Annotated in this window: 16 protein-coding genes; 4 read left to right on the plus strand and 12 right to left on the minus strand. The window is 69.8% G+C overall.

The window, feature by feature from the left end; genetic code table 11:
• Positions 1-558 precede the first annotated feature (558 nt).
• From RT051_RS11900 to putA, 4 genes are all read right to left on the minus strand, one after another.
• Positions 559-3,747: a tetrathionate reductase subunit A gene (locus tag RT051_RS11900; protein ID WP_313076971.1), complete on the minus strand. Its 3,189-nt coding sequence runs from the start codon at positions 3,745-3,747 to the stop codon at positions 559-561.
• Between the two features lie 237 nt (positions 3,748-3,984).
• Positions 3,985-5,037 carry an NrfD/PsrC family molybdoenzyme membrane anchor subunit gene (gene nrfD, locus RT051_RS11905; RefSeq protein WP_313076973.1) on the minus strand — a complete coding sequence of 351 codons (1,053 nt, stop codon included), beginning with the start codon at positions 5,035-5,037 and terminating at the stop codon, positions 3,985-3,987.
• A gap of 19 nt (positions 5,038-5,056) precedes the next feature.
• Complete coding sequence (dsrO, locus tag RT051_RS11910) at positions 5,057-5,851, minus strand: sulfate reduction electron transfer complex DsrMKJOP subunit DsrO (protein WP_313076976.1); 795 nt, start codon at positions 5,849-5,851, stop codon at positions 5,057-5,059.
• 251 nt (positions 5,852-6,102) lie between these two features.
• Positions 6,103-9,864: a trifunctional transcriptional regulator/proline dehydrogenase/L-glutamate gamma-semialdehyde dehydrogenase gene (gene putA, locus RT051_RS11915; RefSeq protein WP_313076979.1), complete on the minus strand. Its 3,762-nt coding sequence runs from the start codon at positions 9,862-9,864 to the stop codon at positions 6,103-6,105.
• A 107-nt stretch (positions 9,865-9,971) separates the two neighbouring features.
• Between putA and rlmD the strand changes: the two genes are divergently transcribed.
• Complete coding sequence (gene rlmD / locus RT051_RS11920) at positions 9,972-11,489, plus strand: 23S rRNA (uracil(1939)-C(5))-methyltransferase RlmD (protein ID WP_313076982.1); 1,518 nt, start codon at positions 9,972-9,974, stop codon at positions 11,487-11,489.
• Here the strand turns inward: rlmD and RT051_RS11925 are convergent.
• Entirely contained in the window at positions 11,469-11,891 is a 423-nt protein-coding gene (locus RT051_RS11925; protein WP_313076984.1) for a hypothetical protein, read from the minus strand. The genes rlmD and RT051_RS11925 overlap by 21 nt on opposite strands.
• A gap of 103 nt (positions 11,892-11,994) precedes the next feature.
• The gene (locus RT051_RS11930) at positions 11,995-12,690 is read right to left on the minus strand and encodes a Bax inhibitor-1/YccA family protein (RefSeq protein WP_313076986.1); all 696 of its coding nucleotides are present in this window, start codon (positions 12,688-12,690) and stop codon (positions 11,995-11,997) included.
• A 205-nt stretch (positions 12,691-12,895) separates the two neighbouring features.
• Between RT051_RS11930 and RT051_RS11935 the strand changes: the two genes are divergently transcribed.
• Complete coding sequence (locus RT051_RS11935) at positions 12,896-13,303, plus strand: heme-binding protein (protein ID WP_313076989.1); 408 nt, start codon at positions 12,896-12,898, stop codon at positions 13,301-13,303.
• Between the two features lie 71 nt (positions 13,304-13,374).
• On the opposite strand, the gene RT051_RS11940 is transcribed toward RT051_RS11935, so the two are convergent.
• The 5 genes from RT051_RS11940 to RT051_RS11960 all read right to left on the minus strand — a co-directional run bounded on the left by RT051_RS11940 (position 13,375) and on the right by RT051_RS11960 (position 16,140).
• Positions 13,375-13,785, minus strand: coding sequence for a biopolymer transporter ExbD (locus tag RT051_RS11940; protein ID WP_313076992.1), 411 nt, complete (start codon positions 13,783-13,785; stop codon positions 13,375-13,377).
• Between the two features lie 5 nt (positions 13,786-13,790).
• Positions 13,791-14,513, minus strand: a complete 723-nt coding sequence (locus RT051_RS11945; protein ID WP_313076995.1) for a MotA/TolQ/ExbB proton channel family protein — start codon at positions 14,511-14,513, stop codon at positions 13,791-13,793.
• Positions 14,514-14,538: 25 nt separating this feature from the next.
• Entirely contained in the window at positions 14,539-15,285 is a 747-nt protein-coding gene (locus tag RT051_RS11950) for an energy transducer TonB (protein WP_313076998.1), read from the minus strand.
• Between the two features lie 113 nt (positions 15,286-15,398).
• Positions 15,399-15,671, minus strand: a complete 273-nt coding sequence (locus RT051_RS11955; protein ID WP_313077000.1) for a (2Fe-2S)-binding protein — start codon at positions 15,669-15,671, stop codon at positions 15,399-15,401.
• Positions 15,672-15,831: 160 nt separating this feature from the next.
• Entirely contained in the window at positions 15,832-16,140 is a 309-nt protein-coding gene (locus tag RT051_RS11960; RefSeq protein WP_313077003.1) for an SWIB/MDM2 domain-containing protein, read from the minus strand.
• Positions 16,141-16,324: 184 nt separating this feature from the next.
• On the opposite strand from RT051_RS11960, the gene rraA reads away from it, so the two are divergent.
• Positions 16,325-16,852, plus strand: coding sequence for a ribonuclease E activity regulator RraA (gene rraA, locus RT051_RS11965; protein ID WP_313077006.1), 528 nt, complete (start codon positions 16,325-16,327; stop codon positions 16,850-16,852).
• 7 nt (positions 16,853-16,859) lie between these two features.
• On the opposite strand, the gene RT051_RS11970 is transcribed toward rraA, so the two are convergent.
• Positions 16,860-17,801, minus strand: coding sequence for a DMT family transporter (locus RT051_RS11970; protein WP_313077009.1), 942 nt, complete (start codon positions 17,799-17,801; stop codon positions 16,860-16,862).
• 356 nt (positions 17,802-18,157) lie between these two features.
• Here RT051_RS11970 and aceA point away from each other — a divergent pair.
• On the plus strand, positions 18,158-18,951 hold a 794-nt coding region (gene aceA, locus RT051_RS11975; RefSeq protein ID WP_313077012.1), incomplete at its 3' end, for an isocitrate lyase.

The raw sequence follows: 18,951 nt of genomic DNA on the forward strand, positions 1-18,951 counted from the left end.
GGGGAGGGCAGGGGTGGGGGCCAGCCGCGCTGTGCTCTGCAGCCTCGGGTCGTAGAACCAGCCGGCCCCCACCCCCACCCTCCCCCAGAGGGGGAGGGAGTGAAAGCCAGCCGCCGTGCGCAATGTGCGCACAGTGCTCTGTGTGAGCCTTGCCTTTCTTCCCCCTCCCAGGCCGAGCGAAGCGTCGGCCCGAGTCATGGCCGCTTGCCCCCCTTCAATCCTGCGCCTGTGGCGAGGCGCTGGCGGGGTGGCATGCACGCGTAGCGAGCATGCTTCGTCATCTGACTCGCTGCGGTTGTCTGAACGCAGCGCTGCCCAGGCAGCGCGAAGTGAGTTCCGCAGCGCACCCCGCCAGCGTCTCGACACAGGTTGCCCCCGCGCTTGCAAAGCGCGGGGGTCGCAGGATGCAGGGGCGCGCTTCTTTGCTTACTTTCTTGTCGCGCGACAAGAAAGTAAGTCGCCCGCCGGGGCGAGTCCCGGCCCCCGAACCCAAAACAAAACCAACAACAAAATCAGCCAAAGACCCACGCCAGACAACGAGCGCAAGCTATCAAAAAATCACACCTTGCGCACCTTCACGGGCAGCCCCTGCCGCACCACCGCCCCCGACACCCAGTCGATCCACACGTTGTCCCTGGCCGGCCGCGTCGGGTCCGCAAACCCCAGGTCGTTCAGGTTCACCCCATACCCGTGCTGCGGGTTGTGCGGCGTCTCCTTGCCGTCGATGGTGTGCGCCGCGGCGCCCAGCTGCCGGTGCCCGTAGCCGTATTCGATGGCCACCGTGCCCGGGGCGATGCCGCTTCGCACCAGCGCCATGCCGCGCACGCTGGCGCCCGGCGTGCTCACCTCGATAGGGTCGCCATTGGCCACCCCCAGCCGCGCCGCATCGTCCTTGTGCAGGCTGATGGGGTTGTGCGGGTGCACCTGACGCAGGCGCTTGACGCCGATCGACATGCTGCTCATCAGGTTGGACTTGTACGAACTCATGGTCAGCGGCCATTCCGTCTCCGGGTAGTGCTCGCGCATGCTGGAACCATCGGCAAAGCGTGTCGGGAACCAGGTCGGGCAGCCCACGTAGCGCTCGCCGGTCATCGAGTGGCGCATCTTCGCCAGCCCCTCGTGCCACAGCTGCACCGGGAACTTGTGCACGGCCTTGATGTGCTCGCCGACCCATGAATCCTCCAGCGTGTCGAAGCGCCCGCCGCGGCTCATGACCATGGCCACGCGGCGCACCTCCTCGGGCTTGAGGCGCTTTTCCACCTCGGGCATCCAGCGTTTGACGCCGGTGATCTCGATGTCGTCGTCGCTCGCCTCGGGCACGGGCTTGCCGGCCTGATAAGCGATGTTGCAGATGCCGCGCACGTAGAAGTCCTCGGCGTTTTCCAGGTCGAGCGGCTCGCCGTCCTTGGTGGACATGGCGTTCTTGCCGAAGCCCGGCAGCTGCAGCTCCTTGGCCACGGCGAACAAAAAAGCCTCGAAGTTGACCGGCCGGCCATCCGCCGTGCGCGCCGTGGCGGGCTCGACCACCGGCCAGCGCACGGTCGAGGTCTTGGCGATCACGTCGGCCCAGGGCGCGCCGATGCCCCAGCTCTCATACGTCACCGTATCGGGCACGATGTAGTCGGCCAGCGCCGAGGTCTCGTTGATGAACGGATCGACCGAGATGAACAGCGGCAGCTTCTTCGGGTCCTTGATGGCCGGCACCACGGCGTGCTCGAAGCCGGCAATGGCGTACACCGGGTTCGACATGTGGTTGATCCACGCCTTGATGGGGTAGGGGTAGCCCAGCAGGCCCGCCGCCACCATCTCGCTGCTCATGTTGCCGGGCGCGGGGTACCAGGGCGCGCGCGCGGGGTAGGGGTTCTCGCCGGCTTCCTTCTTGCGCTTGAACTCGCTGGTTTTTTCGTACGGGAAGCGCGTGCGCGACAGCGACACGCCGGTGGGCTTGACCTGACCCTCGAAGGTGGCGAAGTTGTAGCGCGGCCCCGGCCCGAAGGGGCCGAAGGGTCCCGCGTCCAGCACCCAGCCGCCCTTGACGTTCAGGTTGCCGACCAGGTTGTTCAGCATGGCAATCGCGTACGCCGTGTAGAAGCCCGCACCGCTCATGGTGCCGCCGTGCGAGTTGGCCACCGCCCGCTTGCCATGGCTGGTGAATTCGCGCGCCAAGTCTTCGATCTCCTGCACGCTCACGCCGCAGATGCCCGAATATTCCTGGAGCGTCATGCGGTGCGCGTGCTCGCGCAGCTTGACGAAGGACGTGCACACGGGCACCGGGGCCGGGTCTTCGGCAGCGCCTTCGGCGCGCGGCAGGGTGAAGGTGCGCTCGACGACCAGCTGCGCGGGCTGAGGCGCCGTGTGGGGCGCGAGCGTGCCGTCGGCCAGCTGCACCACATACACGTCCTCGGCCGGGGTTTTTTCGTCCACCGGCTCGGGCAGGGGCAGGCCGATGTCCGCGCCGCGCAGGAACTGGCCGAAGCGCGGGTGCTTGGGGTCGTTGATGAGCAGGTGCGTGGCGTTGCTCCACGACGCCTCGCCAGCGGCGGCCATGGCCTGCGGGCCGGGCTGGCTGAGATATTGAGCGTCATAGCGCTCGTTGTCGATAATCCAGCGGATCAGTGCCATGGCCAGCGCCAGGTCGGTGGCGGGCTTGACGGGCAGCCAGCGGTTATTGTCGCCCGCGGCATGGCTCGATGACGTGGGCAGCACGGGCGAGATGACGACGTACTTGTAGCTGTTGTCCTCGCGCGAGCGCGCCTCGGCCAGCTCCCGGCCCATGCGCTGGAAGGGGTTGCCGGCCTGCGCCGGTGCCGTGCCCAGGAACAGCCCGAAGCGCGAATTCTTCCAGTCCGGCTTGCCGTGCGGCATGCCGGGGATGTTGCCCAGGGCGGCTGCCGTACCCACGCGGTAGGTCTGGCCGCAGTAGGCGCCGTGGTTGGCGAAGTTCACCGTGCCGAACGCCGGGCCGGCGAAGCGCCGGATCAGCGGCGTGCGTCCTTCGTTGGAGGCGTCGGTGATGACCAGCTGGTTGGACTTGGGGCCGTACTCGGGGTTCTCCGGGTCGATCAGCGTCTTCACGTCGCGGATGGCGCGCAGGCCGTCCACGTGGCCCTCGCCAAACAGGTCGCCGCCCTCGCACACCTCCTGGACCAGCTGCTCCAGCGAGATGCTCTTCCACTGGCCCGAGCCGCGCGGGCCCACGCGCTTGAGGGGCGTGAGCACGCGGTAGGGCGAGGTCTGGTGCTCCAGCATGGCCGAGCCGCGCGCGCACGACGTGGCGCGGCCTTCGATGCCGCTGTCGCCGCCCAGCATGGCGTAAGCCTCGCGCACCGGCATGGCCATGGGTGCCGAGTTGGTCGTGGCCAGCGGGTGGTAGGGATTGCCGGCGATGCGGATGATCTGGCCCTTCTCGGTGTCCACGCGCACGCGCACGCCGCACTGCGTCCAGCAGCCCAGGCAGCTCGACGGGCTCACCACCTGGCCGGGCTGGGTGGCCAGCTGGCCCGTGACCGGGTCGATGCGAAATTCCGGGGTGAGCGAGTTGCCGCGCGTGGCGCTCTTGGTGCTGACGCCGGAGGTGCCGCTCACCAGGCCCTTGGCGCCGCGGGCGACGACTTCGCCATAGCCGGCGGCGAAGGCCGTGAGGCCGCCGGCCATGGCGCCACCGCGCAGCAGCAGGCGCCGGCGGCGCACGTCGGGCTTCTGGGTTTCATGGGCGGGGGCGGTGCGGGGGGGCTTCTTGTCGGTCATAAGAGACTCTCTTTCCATCGTGGGCGCAGGTGTCATGCTATATCTTTAATAGCTGCTGGCCCTTGTTGTTCAATGGCTTGGGGCTGTTTTGGCTGGCGAGGGTTTCACTCCCTCTCCCCCAAGGGGGAGAGGGCAGGGGTGAGGGGGTGGGTTCAGGCGCTGCGCCTGGTGCCGGCCGCCACCCTCACCCCAACCCTCTCCCGCCAGCGGGAGAGGGAGCCGGAGCAGACGCGGCAGTCATGCGCCCGCGCCCTGCAGGGCCGGCTGGCGGCGCGCCGGCCAGGTCTCCAGCGCCCAGCTGGCGGCGGCCACCAGGGCGATGAACAGGCCCAGCACGCCCAGCATGCCCAGCAGCCCGTCGCTGCCCAGCGGCATGTTGTAGAGGTACAGGCCCGAGCCGTACTTGGGCACGCCCTGCACGCTCATGAACAGCGCCCAGCGGAAGGCCCATGCGGAAGCCGCCAGCCCCAGGCCCAGCACCAGCGTGTAGCCGCGCCGGTCCAGGCGCCACTGGCCGCGCACCAAGGCGGCAATCACCGCCACCCCGAACAGGGCCGAGGCCAGCATGCCGCCGCGCCAGACCGGGAACAGGGTGGCCAGGCGCAGGGCCTCGCCAAACGACGGGTGCAGGCCGGCCGCGCCGGTGGCGGCCCAGCCCAGGGTGGCCAGCGCCAGCGCCGCGGCCAGCCACAGGCCGATGGCGCGCAGCAGCTGCAGTGCGGAGGCCCCCGGGCGCTGGGTGGCGGGCAGGAAGCGCTCGAGCACGAAGGCCACGCCCACGGCGGCCAGCCAGCCGGTCAGCGCCAGGTTGACGGGCACCCACAGCGTGTTCCACAGCGGGCGCGCGCGCACCACCATGACCTCGGCACCGGTGTAGGCGGTGATGCTGAGCGCCGACAGCACCAGGAGCGGTGCCAGCAGCCGCATCCAGGACAGGCGGCCCAGCCACCAGGCCGCGCACATGGCCAGCGCCAGCGCCACGAAGGCCGGCAGCAGCAGCGCGCCGATGCTCATCCACGACCAGGGCGTGAAGTACGCATAGAAGTGCCAGAAGCGAAACGGCTGGTGCAGGTCGGCCAGCAGCGACACCGGCGCGGCAATGGCGGTGACGGCCAGCACCAGCACGGCCGCGGGCAGCAGGCGGCGCAGGCGCGAGGCCGCATCGCCAAAGACGCAGGCCGACACCAGCAGCGCCGCGCCGGTGGCCACGCCCGCCAGAAAGAAATACTGCACGGCCCAGGGCAGCCAGGCCGCCTCGTAGTGCGGGGTGAGCAGTTCGATGATCTGCATGTGAATCTCTCCCTGGGGGTCAGTGGTCGGACACCAGGCGCACGCTGGCCTGGCCGGAGACGCCGTTGACGAATTCGTCGGGCAGGCCGATGTAGAACACGCGCGGCTCGGTCTTCATGCCGGGTTTGAGCACCTTGACGCCCTCCTCGTGCGCGGCCATGCGGCGGTTGATCTCGCTGCCCGGGTCGTTCAGGTCGCCAATCACGCGCGCGCCGCCCACGCAGCTCTCCACGCAGGCCGGCAGCAAGCCGACCTCCAGCCGGTGCTCGCAGAAGGTGCACTTGTCGGCGGTCTGGGTCTCATGGTTGATGAAGCGCGCGTCATACGGGCAGGCCTGCACGCAGTAGCCGCAGCCCACGCAGCGCTCGTTGTCCACCAGCACGATGCCGTCGGTACGCTGGAAGGTGGCCTGCACGGGGCAGACGGGCACGCAGGGCGGCTCCTCGCAGTGGTTGCACAGGCGCGGCAGGCTGACCATGGCCGGCATGCTGCCGTCGGGCTTGTCGATCTCGTACTGCAGCACCGTGGTGCGGAACTGCCCGATGGGCGGCTGGTTCTCCACCGAGCAGCTCACGGTGCAGGCCTGGCAGCCGATGCATTTGCGGATGTCCACCAGCATGCCAAAGCGCTTGCCCTCCATGCCGGGACGGCGCGGCGGCTGCGTGGTGCCGGGCAGGCTGACGGCCGCCGCCGGGCCGGCCGCAGCGGTGAGGCCAAAGGCCGTGGCCAGGCCGACCAGGTCTTGCAAGAAGGTGCGCTTGGCCTTTTGCACGGCGGGCGGGGCGCTGTGTGAAATGGTGGTGGGTTCCTGCATAGGGGTTTCCTCGATATTTATTTATCGCGTGATATTCATTATTCTCACGCGGCGCATTTGATTATTGACTCGGATCAAATAACCAAGTTATTCGATTCATTAATAAATCAAAAAAAAACTTTGTATATTAAAGTTTTAAAATTAAGCGCATATTAAATACAGCCAACTATCGAGCAACACGGGAAAAGCCGTCCCGGCCATGCGCCAAACTGCCGAGAGTCATGCGGCAGCCGCATGACCTGGCGAACGCCTCAGTCCATGGCCATCAGGCTGGCGTTGCCGCCCGCGGCCGTGGTGTTGATGCTGGTGGCGCGCTCGCGCACGAGGCGCAGCAGGGCGGCTGGGGCCTGCCCCGGTTCGCGCAGCGCCGCCAGGGCCAGCAGAGCGCCTGGGCGGGCGGCCAGCGTCTGCTGCAGCGCCAGCGCGGCGCTGGCGTCGCCGCCGTGCAGCACGGCATCGAACGACTCCCGCTCCCAGTCCTGCGTGAGGGCGATGCGCTCGCGCACCGGGCCAGGCAGGCCGCTGGCGAGCGCTTGCGCCGAGCTGGGCCACAGCGCCTGGCTGCCGGCGGCCAGCACGGTGGCCAGCTGCAGCAGGCGGCCGTCGTCGTCTTCGGCCAGGCACAGCACGCGCTCGCGCGGCAGCAGGTGGTAGAGGTTCTTCTCGCCCGTCGGCCCGGGCAGCTCGGCGCCCAGGCCGGCGCAGCTGGCCTGCTCCAGCGCCGCGCAGGCCGCGTGCAGGGCCGGGCGGTGCTGCGCCTGCGCCCAGGCGCGCAGGGCGTCCAGCGGGGCCAGCCGCTGCGCCCGGTGCTCATCAGGCAGCAACCCGGCGGCCGAGGCGGGCAGGGCGTCGCGCGCCGCTTCGGCCGGGTGACGCGCGAGCAGGCGCAGCAGATACAGGGGCCCGCCCGCCTTGGGGCCCGTGCCCGACAGGCCCTCGCCGCCAAAGGGCTGCACGCCCACCACGGCGCCGACCATGTTGCGGTTCACGTACAGGTTGCCCGCCCGCGCCTGCGCGGCCACCTGCGCCACCCGCTCGTCGATGCGCGTGTGCACGCCCTGCGTCAGGCCGTAGCCCGTGGCGCCGATCTTCGCGAGCAGGTCGTCCAGCCGCTCGCGGGCGTAGCGCACCACGTGCAGCACCGGCCCGAAGACCTCGCCGCCCAGTTCGTCCACGCTCGCCAGCTCGATCAGCGTGGGCGCGACGAAGGTGCCCACGGCGGCGCCGTCCAGGGGCGCCTGGAAGAGGGCGTGCCCTTCGGCACGGCGCCGGGCGATGTAGTCCCGCAGGGACTGCCGCGCCGCGGCGTCGATGACCGGGCCCACGTCGGTCGCCAGCAGGGCCGGATCGCCCGTGCGCAGCTCCAGCATGGCGCCGCGCAGCATGGCCAGCAGGCGCGTGGCGCAGTCCTCCTGCACGCACAGCACGCGCAGGGCCGAGCAGCGCTGGCCGGCACTGTCGAAGGCCGAGGCGAGCACGTCGGCCACGGCCTGCTCGGTCAGCGCCGAGGAGTCCACCACCAGGGCGTTTTGCCCGCCCGTCTCCGCGACCAGCACGACGGGCTGGCCCGCCGGGCCCAGGCGCTCCGCCAGCGTCTGTTGCAGCAGGCGTGCGACCTCGGTCGAGCCGGTGAACAGTACGCCCATGACGCGCGCATCGGCCACCAGCTGCGCGCCCACGGTTTCGCCCCGGCCGGGCAGCAGCTGCACGGCGCCTTGCGGCACGCCCGCACGGTGCAGCAGCCGCACGGCCTGCCAGGCCACCAGGGGCGTCTGCTCGGCCGGCTTGGCCAGCACCACGTTGCCAGCCGCCAGCGCCGCCGCCACCTGACCCAGGAAGATGGCCAGCGGAAAGTTCCACGGGCTGATGCAGGCCACCAGCCCGAGGGGCGTGTGCGTGGCGTTGTCGAACTGCGCCTGCACCTGCGCGGCGTAGTAGCGCAGGAAGTCCACCGCCTCGCGCACCTCGGCCACGGCGTTGGCGCAGGTCTTGCCGGCCTCGCGCACCAGCAGCGGCAGAAAGGACGAGACCCTCTCCGCCTCCAGCAGATCGGCCGCGCGGCGCAGCAGCTGGGCGCGCTGCGCCGGCGGCGTGGCCGACCAGGCGGGCAGCGCCTGCTGCGCCGCGGTCAGCGCCGCATCGACCGCGCCGGCGTTCGCTTCGCGCACCTGGCCGACCACGTCCGCCGGGTCGGCGGGGTTGCACACAGGGGCCGCGGTGCTGCCCTCTGAAAAGAGAGCAGAGGGTCGTTTCAGGGCAAGGGTTTGAGCGGTGTTTGGCTCTGCATCGCCCAGGCCGCCGGCCACCAGCGGTCCGGCAAAAAAGGGCTCGGCCCGGCTGGCCGCCAGAGCCCGGCCCACGCTGGCGAGCACTGGCTCGGCCGCCAGGTCCAGCCCGTGCGCATTCGTGCGCGCCGCGCCGTAGAGCGCCACGGGCAGGGGAATGCGCGGATGCGGCAGGCCCGGCGTGCCCGTGCGAGCGGCCTGCGCATGGACGGCCGCGACCGGGTCCTCGACCAGGGTCTCGGGCGCCACCGCGGTGTCGGCCACGCGGTGCACGAAGGAGGTGTTGGCGCCGTTCTCCAGCAGCCGGCGCACCAGGTAGGCCAGCAGCGTCTCATGCGTGCCTACCGGGGCGTAGATGCGGCAGGGCCGCTCGGCCACCACCTGTGCATACAGCGGCTCGCCCATGCCGTGCAGGCACTGGAACTCGTACTGCCCCGGCCACCAGTGCGCCGGCCCGGCCATTTCCCAGACGGCAGCCACCGTGTGGGCGTTGTGCGTGGCGAACTGGGGATAGATGGCGTCGGGCGCGGCCAGCAGCCGCCGGGCGCAGGCGAGGTAGGACACATCGGTGTGCGCCTTGCGCGTGTACACGGGGTAGTCCTGCAGCCCGTCCACCTGGGCGCGCTTGATCTCGCTGTCCCAGTAGGCGCCCTTGACCAGGCGCACCATCAGCCGGTGGCCGCTGGCGCGTGCCAGCGCGACGAGGTGGTCGATGACGAAGGGGCAGCGCTTCTGGTAGGCCTGCACGACGAAGCCCAGGCCGTCGAAGCCGGCAAGCGAGGGCTCATGGCACAGCCGCTCCAGCAGGTCCAGTGACAGCTCCAGCCGGTCGGCCTCTTCGGCGTCGATGTTCAGGCCGATGCCGTAGCGCCGCGCCAGCTGCGCCAGCTGCAGCAGGCGCGGGTACAGCTCGTCCATGACGCGCTGCCACTGCGCCCGGGCGTAGCGCGGATGCAGCGCGCTCAGCTTGATCGAGATGCCGGGGCCGTCCAGCACGCCGCGCCCGGCGCCGGCCCGGCCGATGGCGTCCATGGAATCGATATAGGCCTGCAGGTAGCGCGCCGCGTCGCCGGCGGTGAGGGCGGCCTCGCCCAGCATGTCGTAGGAATGGCGAAAGCCGCGCGCCTGCAGGTGCATGGCGCGCTCGAGCGCCTGGGCGATGGTCTCGCCCATGACGAACTGCTCGCCCATCAGGCGCATGGCCACGTCCACCCCCTTGCGGATGAGCGGCTCGCCGCCGCGCGCGGTGAGCCGGCGCAGCGCGTCTTTGAGGCCGGTTTCGCTGTGCGTGGCCACCAGCCGGCCGGTGACGACCAGCCCCCAGGTGGCGGCGTTGACGAAGAGCGAGGGGCTGCGGCCCAGGTGGGCCGCCCAGTCGCCCGCGCCCACCTTGTCGCGGATCAGCGCGTCGCGCGTGGCCGCGTCCGGGATGCGCAGGAGCGCCTCGGCCAGGCACATCAGGGCCACGCCTTCCTGCGAAGACAGGGCGAACTGCTGCAGCAGCGCCTGCACCAGCCCGGCGCGGCCGTTGGCCGCCGGCTGCGCGCGCAGGCCGTGCACCAGCCGCAGCGCCCGCTCGTGGACGGCCTGGCGCTGCCCGGGCGGCGCCTCGGCCGCAGCCAGCAGCGGCGCCAGCGCCTCGGGCTCGGGGATGCGGCACGCGGCCGTGATGGCCTGGCGCAGCGGGTCGGTGTCGGGGGCGCGGGGGGTGAGGGCGGCGTGCGGCATGGCACCATGATCCGGCAAGCGCCGCGCGCTGTGAAGCCCCCGGCGCCGGGCTTTCTGCCGCGCCGGCGCCCGGGCGTCCAAGCCTGGGCTCTGGGACAATCCGCGCCATGACTGCCCACCTGGAAGAAACCGCATCCCCACCCGCCGTCCCGGCCGCCCCGCCTGCCCGCGAGCTGCCGGCCGGCTGGCTCGAAGTCACCTCCATGGACCTGGACGCCCAGGGCGTGGCGCGCCGCCCGGACGGCAAGGTGGTGTTCATCGACGGCGCCCTGCCCACCGAACTGGTCAGCGCCCGGGCCGGGCGCAGCAAGAACAACTGGGAGCAGGCCAGCCTGACCGAGATCCACCGCGAGTCCAGTCAGCGCGTGCAGCCCCTGTGCCCGCACTTCGGCCTGCACACGGGGGCCTGCGGCGGCTGCAAGATGCAGCACCTGCATGTGGGCGCCCAGGTGGCGACCAAGCAGCGCGTGCTCGAAGACAACCTGTGGCACCTGGCCAAGGTGCGCCCCGAAGGCATCCTGCGGCCCATCGAAGGCCCGGCCTGGGGCTACCGCTGGCGCGCCCGCCTGTCGGTGCGCCACGTGGTGAGAAAGGGCACGGTGCTGGTGGGCTTCCACGAGAGGAAGAGCCGCTACATCGCCGACATGCAGACCTGCAAGATCCTGCCGCCGCACGTGGACGCGATGCTGATGCCGCTGCGCGCGCTGATCGCCTCGATGGACGCGCGGGACACCTGCCCGCAGATCGAGGTGGCCTGCGGCGACCAAGTCACGGCGCTGGTGCTGCGCCACCTGCAGCCGCTGTCGGACGCCGACCTGGCGCGCCTGCGCGACTTCGCCGCCGCGCACGGCGTGCAGTGGTGGCTGCAGCCCAAGGGGCCGGACACGGTGCACCTGCTGGACCCCGAGGACGCCCGGCCGCTGGCCTACGCCCTGCCGGAGTTCGGCATCACCATGCCATTTCGGCCGACCGACTTCACCCAGGTCAACCCACACATCAACCGCGTGATGGTGGCGCGCGCCCTGCGCCTGCTGGACGTGCGCCGCCACGAGCGGGTGATCGACTGGTTCTGCGGCCTGGGCAACTTCACCCTGCCGCTGGCCACCCGGGCGGGCGAGGTGCTGGGCATCGAGGGCAGCACGGCGCTGGTGGCGCGCGCGCAGGACAATTTCGAGAAAAATCAGGCCTCACGCGTTGATGGGCAACGGTTGTGTGCTACGCATTTCGTTGCGCGCAACCTGTTCGAGATGTCGCCCGCGCAGCTGATGGCCGATGGCGTGGCCGACAAGTGGCTGGTCGATCCGCCGCGCGAAGGCGCGTTCGCCCTGGCCAAGGCGCTGGCCGACATCCACCAGGCGCGCCTGGGCGCGCCCGAGGCGCCGCCCCTGCCGCCCGCCAGCAGCCACTGGACGCCGCCCGCGCGCATCGTCTATGTCAGCTGCAACCCCGCCACGCTGGCGCGCGACGCCGGCCTGCTGGTGCATCAGGCGGGTTACCGCTGCACGGCGGCGGGCGTGGTCAACATGTTCCCGCACACCGCGCACGTCGAGAGCATGGCGGTGTTCGAATGGGCGGGGCCGGCGCCCGCAGCCGCATCAGCCGCCTCAGCCGCGCCTGTCGCGTAAGTCACGCGCCTCGGGCTCGACCTCGTCGCGCGCCGCCCGCCTGGCCTTGGCCGGCTCGGCTGGCTTTTCCAGCTGCGTGAGCACCGAGGGCGCGCCTTCGAGCTTGTTCTCGCGCATGTACTGGTCCATGTCCTTCCAGCCCGCGAAGACCTGGGCCTTGGGGGCCTTGGGATTCAGGGTGAAACAGTCTTCAAGCCCGCGCAGCGCATGGCGGCAGGCGCCGCCGATGGCCTTGGCCTCGGCGTCGCGCTGCTGGGCGCGCGCGTCCGGGCCCAGGCCGGGGATGTCGCAAGCCGCCAGCGGCGCCACCAGGGCGGCCAGCAGGGCCGCGCGCGCCACGGGGTGACGCAGGAGGGCGCGAAGAGGGCGGGGCGCGGGGAAGGTTGGCGGGTGCTGCGTCATGGTTCCCACCTTATCGGCAAGAGCGCGGGCGAATTGAATCGACCCAGAAAAAAGGCCCTGCGCGGGGGCAGGGCCTGGGGCATGGTCAGCAGGGGCAGGGCGCTCAGTCGCGCTCGCCGCCCATGATGCCCAGCAGGGCCAGCAGGCTCTGGAACACGTTGAACAGGTCCAGGTACAGGGCCAGCGTGGCGCTGATGTAGTTGGTCTCGCCGCCGTCGAGGATGCGCTTGATGTCATACAGCATGAAGGCGCTGAAGATGGCGATGGCCGCCACCGAAATCGCCATCATGCCGGCCGAGGAGCCGACGAAGACGTTGATGATGGCGCCCACCATCAGCACCATTGCGCCGACGAACAGCCACTTGCCCATGCCCGACAGGTCGCGCTTGATGACGGTGGCCAGGCTGGCCATCACGAAGAACACGCCCGCCGTGCCGGCGAAGGCCGTCATGATCAGCTCGGCGCCGTTGGAGAAGCCCAGGATGGCACCGATCAGGCGCGACAGCATCAGCCCCATGAAGAAGGTGAACCCCAGCAGCACCGGAACGCCGGCGGCCGAGTGCTTGGTTTTCTCGATGGCATACATGAAGCCGAAGGCCCCGCCCAGGAACACGATCAGGCCCAGGCCCCCGGTAAGCGCGGCGGTGATGCCGGTGGCCACGCCCAGCCAGGCGCCGGCCACCGTGGGCAGCAGGCTCAGGGCCAGCAGCCAGTAGGTGTTGCGCAGCACGCGGTGGCGCTGCTCCTGCGACAGGCCGTAGCTGGCGGCGCTGCCGAAACGGGTGATGCCATTGTTCATGGTGATGTCTCTCCTGCGGTTCGATCAGGGCCTGCACGGTGCAGGCCAGCGGATTCTAGGTGGGGGTGCGGCGCGGCCTTTGCAATACCCGCCCCCCATCCCGTACTTTATGGGTGCCATTGTTTCACCCTGCGCGGGGCAGTGTGGCGGCGGGCACTGGCTATGCTCGGCCGTTGACCGTTATTCCCCAATAGCAGGAGCTGCCATGAAAACCCGCCACACGCTCGAACTTGCCGATATCAAGCAGATTGCCGCCGCCGCCGAGGCCGAGGCGCTGAAGAACCAGTGGGCCGTCACCGTCGCCATCGTCGATGAGGGCGGGCACCTGCTGTCGCTCACGCGTCTGGATGGCGCCGCGCCCCTGTCGGCGCACGTGGCCACCGCCAAGGCGCACGCCGCCGCGCTGGGTCGGCGCGAGACCAAGGGCTTCGAGGACATGATCAACGGCGGCCGCACGGCGTTCGTGACGGCGCCCGCCATCGAGGGCATGCTCGAAGGCGGCGTGCCCATCATGAAGGACGGCCACTGCCTGGGCGCCGTGGGCGTGAGCGGCGTGAAAGCCAGCGAGGACGCCCAGGTCGCCCGCGCCGGCATTGCCGCCCTCGGCCTGTAAGCGGCAGGTTTTGGCCCAACGAAAAACCGGCCTGCGCAGGCCGGTTTTTCGTGGCTGGCGCGCCGCGCGGGTCAGCGGCCCGGGTCCGTGACGAAGCCGATCTTGCGCACGCCGGCCCTTTGGGCCGCCGCCATGGCCTGGGCCACGCGCTCGTAGCGCACGTCCTTGTCGCCGCGGATGTGCAGGTCCGGCTGCGGGTTCTTGGCCGCCTCGGTGCGCAGGCGCGCCTCGAGTTCGGCGTCGTCCACGGTGCTCTCGTTCCAGTGGTAGGTGCCGTCGGCCGTCACCGACAGGCGGATGGTCTCGGGCTTGATGACCTCCTCCTGGTTGGCCGCGCGCGGCAGGTCCACCGGCACGGCGTGCTTCATCACCGGCACGGTGATGATGAAGATGATCAGCAGCACCAGCATGACGTCCACCAGGGGCGTCATGTTGATCTCGTTCATCACCTCGTCGGCTTCGTCCTGGGTACCGAAGGCCATGGCGCTCAGCCTTTCTTCATGGGCACGACGCGGGCGGCGCTGCCCCCTTCGCTGGCACGCACGCGCGCGCCGGTGACGAAGTAGGCGTGCAGGTCGTGGGCGAAGCTGTTGAGGCCGCTCAGGATGTGCTTGTTGCCACGCACCAGGGCGTTGTAGCCCAGCACCGCGGGGATGGCCACGGCCAGGCCCAGGGCGGTCATGATCAGCGCCTCGCCGATCGGCCCGGCCACCTTGTCGATGGTGGACTGGCCGGAGCTGCCGATGGCCAGCAGCGCGTGGTAGATGCCCCAGACGGTGCCGAACAGGCCGATGAAGGGGGCGGTGGAGCCGACCGAGGCGAGGATGGCCAGGCCCGACTGCAGCCGCGCGGTGAACTCGTCGATGCTGTTGCGCAGGCTGCGCGTGACCCAGTCGCTCACGTCCAGATGGTCGTGCAGCTGGGCCTGGCTGTTGCGGTGGTGGGCCGTGGCCTCGCGCCCCTCGATCGCCAGGTGGCGAAACGGGTTGGCGGGGCTGGCGTCGAGCTTGCCCAGGCCGGCGGCGAAGTCCTCGCTGTGCCAGAAATCATGCGTCTCGCGCGCTAGGCGCTTGAATTTCACGATGTCCAGCGCCTTGATGGCGATGACGATCCACGATGCCAGCGACATGGCCAGCAGCAGCACGGCGGTGGCGCGGGTGACGAAGTCGCCCTGGATCCAGACGTTGGCGATGCCGAATTGCGATTGCATGAAAGGGGCTCCTGCGCGGGTGGGCTTATTGTTTCAGGACGAAATTGATGGGCTGCACGTACCACATGGCCTCAGGTACGCCGCCCCGGGTGCCGGGCACGAAACGCCAGCGCTGGACGGTCTCCAGCGCCTGGCGGTCCAGGCGTTCGAAGCCGCTCGACTTCTTGATCTCTATCTTCTGCGGGCGCCCGTCGGTGCCGATCAGGATGGACAGCTGCACCACGCCCTGCTCGCCCAACCGGCGGCTGACGGCCGGGTAGGCGGGCGCAGGGTTGTTCAGGTGGCTGGCGCTGCTCGAAGGCTGGACCACGGCCGGCGGCGCGGGCGGGGCCGGCGGCGCCGGGGGAGCCTGCGGCGCCACCGGCGCGTCCAGGGGCGGCGCCGGCGGCTGGGGTTCGGTGGCGCCCACGGGCGCGGCCGGGGCGGGCTCGGGGTGCGGCACGGCCAGCGGCATGGGCGCGGGCTGGGGTTTGGGCGGCGCCGGCTTCGGGGGCGCCGGCTTGGGTGGAGGCGGGCGCGGCGTGGGTGGTGCCGGTGCTGGCGGCGGCGGCTTGGGTGCGACGACCGGAGCGGGGGGCGCCGGCGGCGGGGGCGGCGTGAGGAACTCGCTCAGCACCGTCACCGGCACGATGGCCTGGGGTGGCTCCTGGCGCGCCAGCCCCGACTGCAGTGCCCACAGCGCCGCCGCGTGCAGGGCCAGCACCGAGCCCGCGATCGCGGCGTTGCGGCCGAGCAGGCCCGGCGTGGCGCCGTGTCGGTCAGGAGGGGGCATAAAAACGAGAGCTGCAAACCCTTGCGGGGCAAGGGTTTGAAAGGTGAAATGCGGGTGAGCGCAAGGGGGCTATTATCTGCGCAGGACCCACCAGGCCGAGCACAGCACGAGGATCAGGCTGCCGCCAAGGGCTGCGAGAGGTGGCATGTCTGGCTCGGGTGAAGGGTGGCGCCGAGCTGGCCGGGCAGCGCAGCGGCTTCGTTGCGCAATGCGGCGACCGGGCGGGACGCGCAGCACTGCGCCACGACGTCGCGGGCGCAGTCCTCGCAGCGGCCGCACTGGGTGGCGACGCCCAGTTCAAACTGGATCTCATCGAAATTCATTCCGGCCCGCGCATGGCGTGCAATCTCGCGGTCGGACACACGGCGGCAAACACAGACGATCATGGCGGACGGGCAGCAGTGGCTGGCAACGGTGGATGATGGAAAAAATTATAAATGAGAATCCGTCGCATTAAGTTTCATCGACCCTGCTGCCGTGTCGACCAAAAACCGCAGGCAAAAAAAAGCCGGCCTCCGGGGCCGGCAGTGCTGCGCGGGGCGCGGCTTACTTGACGTGCTTGCCGATCAGGCCGGCCATCTCGAACATCGAGACCTGCGCCTTGCCGAAGACTTCCTTGAGCTTGGCGTCGGCGTTGATCATGCGCTTGTTCTTCTCGTCCTGCAGCTTGTGCTCCTTGATGTAGACCCACAGCTTGCTGATGATCTCGGTGCGCGGCAGCGGCTCGGAGCCGACCACGGCAGCCAGGGCGGGGCTGAGCGTCAGAGGCTTCATGAAGGCCGCGTTGGGGGTGCGCTTCTTCGCGGCGGGGGCCGCGGCTTCGCTCTTTGCGGGGGCTTTCTTTGCAGTTGCCATGTTTGCTGGTCCTTGTGGTGCGTGGATGAGAACACCAGCGAACGCCGGGTCTGCTCCACTGGTAGCGGCGATGCTAATGGGAAAAAAACGCGCCACCAAGGTCAAACGCGTTTTTTGCATCCCCAGAGGGCAGCAGGTGTGGCGCGGGCGACAATGCGCGCCCGTTTCCGAGAAAGGTCTCCCCATGGCGCACCCTGGCCAGCCCGCCTCTCCTGCTCCCCTGCCTCCTGCCACCTGCGACCTGTGCGACGCCCACAAGGAGGGCGACAGCGGCGCTTTTCGCGTGCTGCCCCCGGTCTTTCAGAGCTTTGGCGGCGTGCTCGCCTTCTGCGGCATGGTGACCACCGTGAAGTGCTTCGAGGACAACTCGCTCGTCAAGGCCGCGGTGGACTCGCCCGGCCAGGGCCGGGTGCTGGTGGTGGACGGCGGCGGCTCACTGCGCCGGGCCCTGGTGGGCGGCAACCTGGCGGCCAGCGCCGCGCGCAACGGCTGGGCGGGCATCGTCGTCAACGGCTGTGTGCGCGATGCCGCCGAGCTGGCCGCCACGCCGGTGGGCATCCGGGCGCTGGCGCTGATGCCGCTGCCCACCGAAAAGCGTGGTGAGGGCCAGGCCGGTGTGGCCGTGCTGATCCAGGGTGTGCCCGTGCGCCCGGGCGACTGGCTGTGCGCCGACGCCGACGGCATCGTGGTGGCCGACCGTCCCCTGGCCTGAGCCAGGCCTACCGCGCCGCCCGCCGCGCCGTGCCTGCGGGCAGGGTGGCCAGCAGCACGCTGGCCAGGGCGATGGCAAAAGCCAGTGCCTGCAGGGCGCTGAGGCGTTCGCCCAGCGCCAGCACGCCGACCAGGGCGGCGCTGACGGGCAGCAGCACGGTGAACACGCCGGCCTGCGCGGCCGGCACGGCCTTCAGGCCGGTCATCCAGAGCCAGACGCTCCACATGCAGGCGGTCAGGGCATAGAACACCAGCAGCAGCCAGGTGCCCGGCGGCACCGCCGAAAAATCATGCTGCAGCGCCAGCCACACGCCCGCCGGCGTCGCCAGCGCCAGCCCCCACAGGTTGATCAGCGCGGTGATGCGGCGCGGACCGAGCGTGCCCGTGAGCTTCTTGCCGATGACCGAATACGCGCCCTCGCAGACCGAGGCCGCCAGCAGCAACAGGTAGCCCAGCCACTGCGAGTCCAGGGCGTTTTGCGGCCCCAGCCCTTGACTGGCAACGGCTTCATGCTCTGGTTGCGATAGCGCAAACAGGGCGATGCCCAGCACTGCGCAGGCCACCGCCGCCCAGGTGCGCGGCGCCACGCGCTCGCCCAGGAACAGCCAGCTCATGAGGGCCACGCAGGCCGGGATGGACGCCATCAGCACGCCGGCCGAGGTGGCGCTGGTCAGGCTCACGCCGTAGATCATGAAGACGGTGAACAGGAAGTTGCCCAGCAGCGCATGCAGGAACAGCAGGGCGCGCGTTTGCCGTGTCAGCGCCGGCTCGTCCGGCGGTCGGCGCAGCCAGCCCAGCATGGCCAGCGCGCCGATGGCAAAGCGCAGCCAGGCCAGCAGCAGCACCGGAAAGGCCGCGGCCAGCGGCTTGGACAGGGCGACGTAGCTGCCCACGAGCGACATGCTCGCGGCCAGGAACAGATAGGCGAGGGGGCGGCTGGGGCTGGACACCGGGGCGGGAAGGAGAAGAAGGCGGAGCGGAATGCGCGCGCAGCGCATCATGCCTGCGCGGCGCCTGGCCTGCAGGCCTGCGGCAGGGCGCCCTACACCAGGCAATTTCCCGCATTGTGGTGATGTGTTTGCACTTGGTGCAAAAAACCGCGTGTTGCATTGCCGCAATTTTTCTCATTACAAGAAAAGTTTTTTCTCATCGAGAAATTGCTATGGCAAGTCATTGAAATTGAATGAAAAAATTCTTGTCTTGTATAAGACATAAGAGGTTGCGCAAGTCTTATAGAAGACTTAAAGTTGTCTCCAACGGCAGACGTCTTGCCGGTCCAATCATCCAACCCTCCCTGGAGAGCTTCATGCCCGAATCCCTGAACGCCCAACTGAGCCGTGAACAACAGATCGCCGCCCTTGAAAAGGACTGGGCGCAGAACCCGCGCTGGAAGGGCGTCAAGCGCGGCTACAGCGCCGCCGACGTGGTGCGCCTGCGCGGCAGCCTGCAGCCCGAGCACACGTTGGCCCGGCGCGGCGCCGAGAAGCTGTGGGACAAGATCAACGGCGGCGCCAAGAAGGGCTACGTGAACGCCTTCGGCGCCATCAGCGCCGGCCAGGCCATGCAGCAGGCCAAGGCCGGCCTGGAGGCGGTGTACCTGTCGGGCTGGCAGGTGGCGGCCGACGGCAACACCTCCGAGACCATGTACCCCGACCAGTCGCTGTATGCGTATGACTCGGTGCCGACCATGGTGCGCCGCATCAACAACACCTTCAAGCGTGCCGACGAGATCCAGTGGAGCCGCGGCGTGAACCCCGGCGACGCCGAGTTCATCGACTACTTCCTGCCCATCGTGGCCGACGCGGAAGCCGGCTTCGGCGGCGTGCTGAACGCCTTCGAGCTGATGAAGAACATGATCGCCGCAGGCGCTGCCGGCGTGCACTTCGAGGACCAGCTGGCCGCCGTCAAGAAGTGCGGCCACATGGGCGGCAAGGTGCTGGTGCCCACGCAAGAAGCCTGCGAGAAGCTGATCTCGGCGCGCTTTGCCGCTGACGTCATGGGCGTGCCTACCATCGTGCTGGCGCGTACCGACGCCGAGGCCGCCAACCTGATCACCAGCGACCACGACGCCAACGACAAGCCCTTCCTGACGGGCGAGCG

The organism is Melaminivora sp., assembly GCF_032059615.1.
GTDB lineage: Bacteria > Pseudomonadota > Gammaproteobacteria > Burkholderiales > Burkholderiaceae_C > Melaminivora.

Bases quoted from the DNA above. Each gene is read 5' to 3' on its own strand.
- RT051_RS11900 (WP_313076971.1), bottom strand. From the start codon at position 3,747: ATGACCGACAAGAAGCCCCCCCGCACCGCCCCCGCCCATGAAACCCAG.
- nrfD (WP_313076973.1), bottom strand. From the start codon at position 5,037: ATGCAGATCATCGAACTGCTCACCCCGCACTACGAGGCGGCCTGGCTG.
- dsrO (WP_313076976.1), bottom strand. From the start codon at position 5,851: ATGCAGGAACCCACCACCATTTCACACAGCGCCCCGCCCGCCGTGCAA.
- putA (WP_313076979.1), bottom strand. From the start codon at position 9,864: ATGCCGCACGCCGCCCTCACCCCCCGCGCCCCCGACACCGACCCGCTG.
- rlmD (WP_313076982.1), top strand. From the start codon at position 9,972: ATGACTGCCCACCTGGAAGAAACCGCATCCCCACCCGCCGTCCCGGCC.
- RT051_RS11925 (WP_313076984.1), bottom strand. From the start codon at position 11,891: ATGACGCAGCACCCGCCAACCTTCCCCGCGCCCCGCCCTCTTCGCGCC.
- RT051_RS11930 (WP_313076986.1), bottom strand. From the start codon at position 12,690: ATGAACAATGGCATCACCCGTTTCGGCAGCGCCGCCAGCTACGGCCTG.
- RT051_RS11935 (WP_313076989.1), top strand. From the start codon at position 12,896: ATGAAAACCCGCCACACGCTCGAACTTGCCGATATCAAGCAGATTGCC.
- RT051_RS11940 (WP_313076992.1), bottom strand. From the start codon at position 13,785: ATGGCCTTCGGTACCCAGGACGAAGCCGACGAGGTGATGAACGAGATC.
- RT051_RS11945 (WP_313076995.1), bottom strand. From the start codon at position 14,513: ATGCAATCGCAATTCGGCATCGCCAACGTCTGGATCCAGGGCGACTTC.
- RT051_RS11950 (WP_313076998.1), bottom strand. From the start codon at position 15,285: ATGCCCCCTCCTGACCGACACGGCGCCACGCCGGGCCTGCTCGGCCGC.
- RT051_RS11955 (WP_313077000.1), bottom strand. From the start codon at position 15,671: ATGATCGTCTGTGTTTGCCGCCGTGTGTCCGACCGCGAGATTGCACGC.
- RT051_RS11960 (WP_313077003.1), bottom strand. From the start codon at position 16,140: ATGGCAACTGCAAAGAAAGCCCCCGCAAAGAGCGAAGCCGCGGCCCCC.
- rraA (WP_313077006.1), top strand. From the start codon at position 16,325: ATGGCGCACCCTGGCCAGCCCGCCTCTCCTGCTCCCCTGCCTCCTGCC.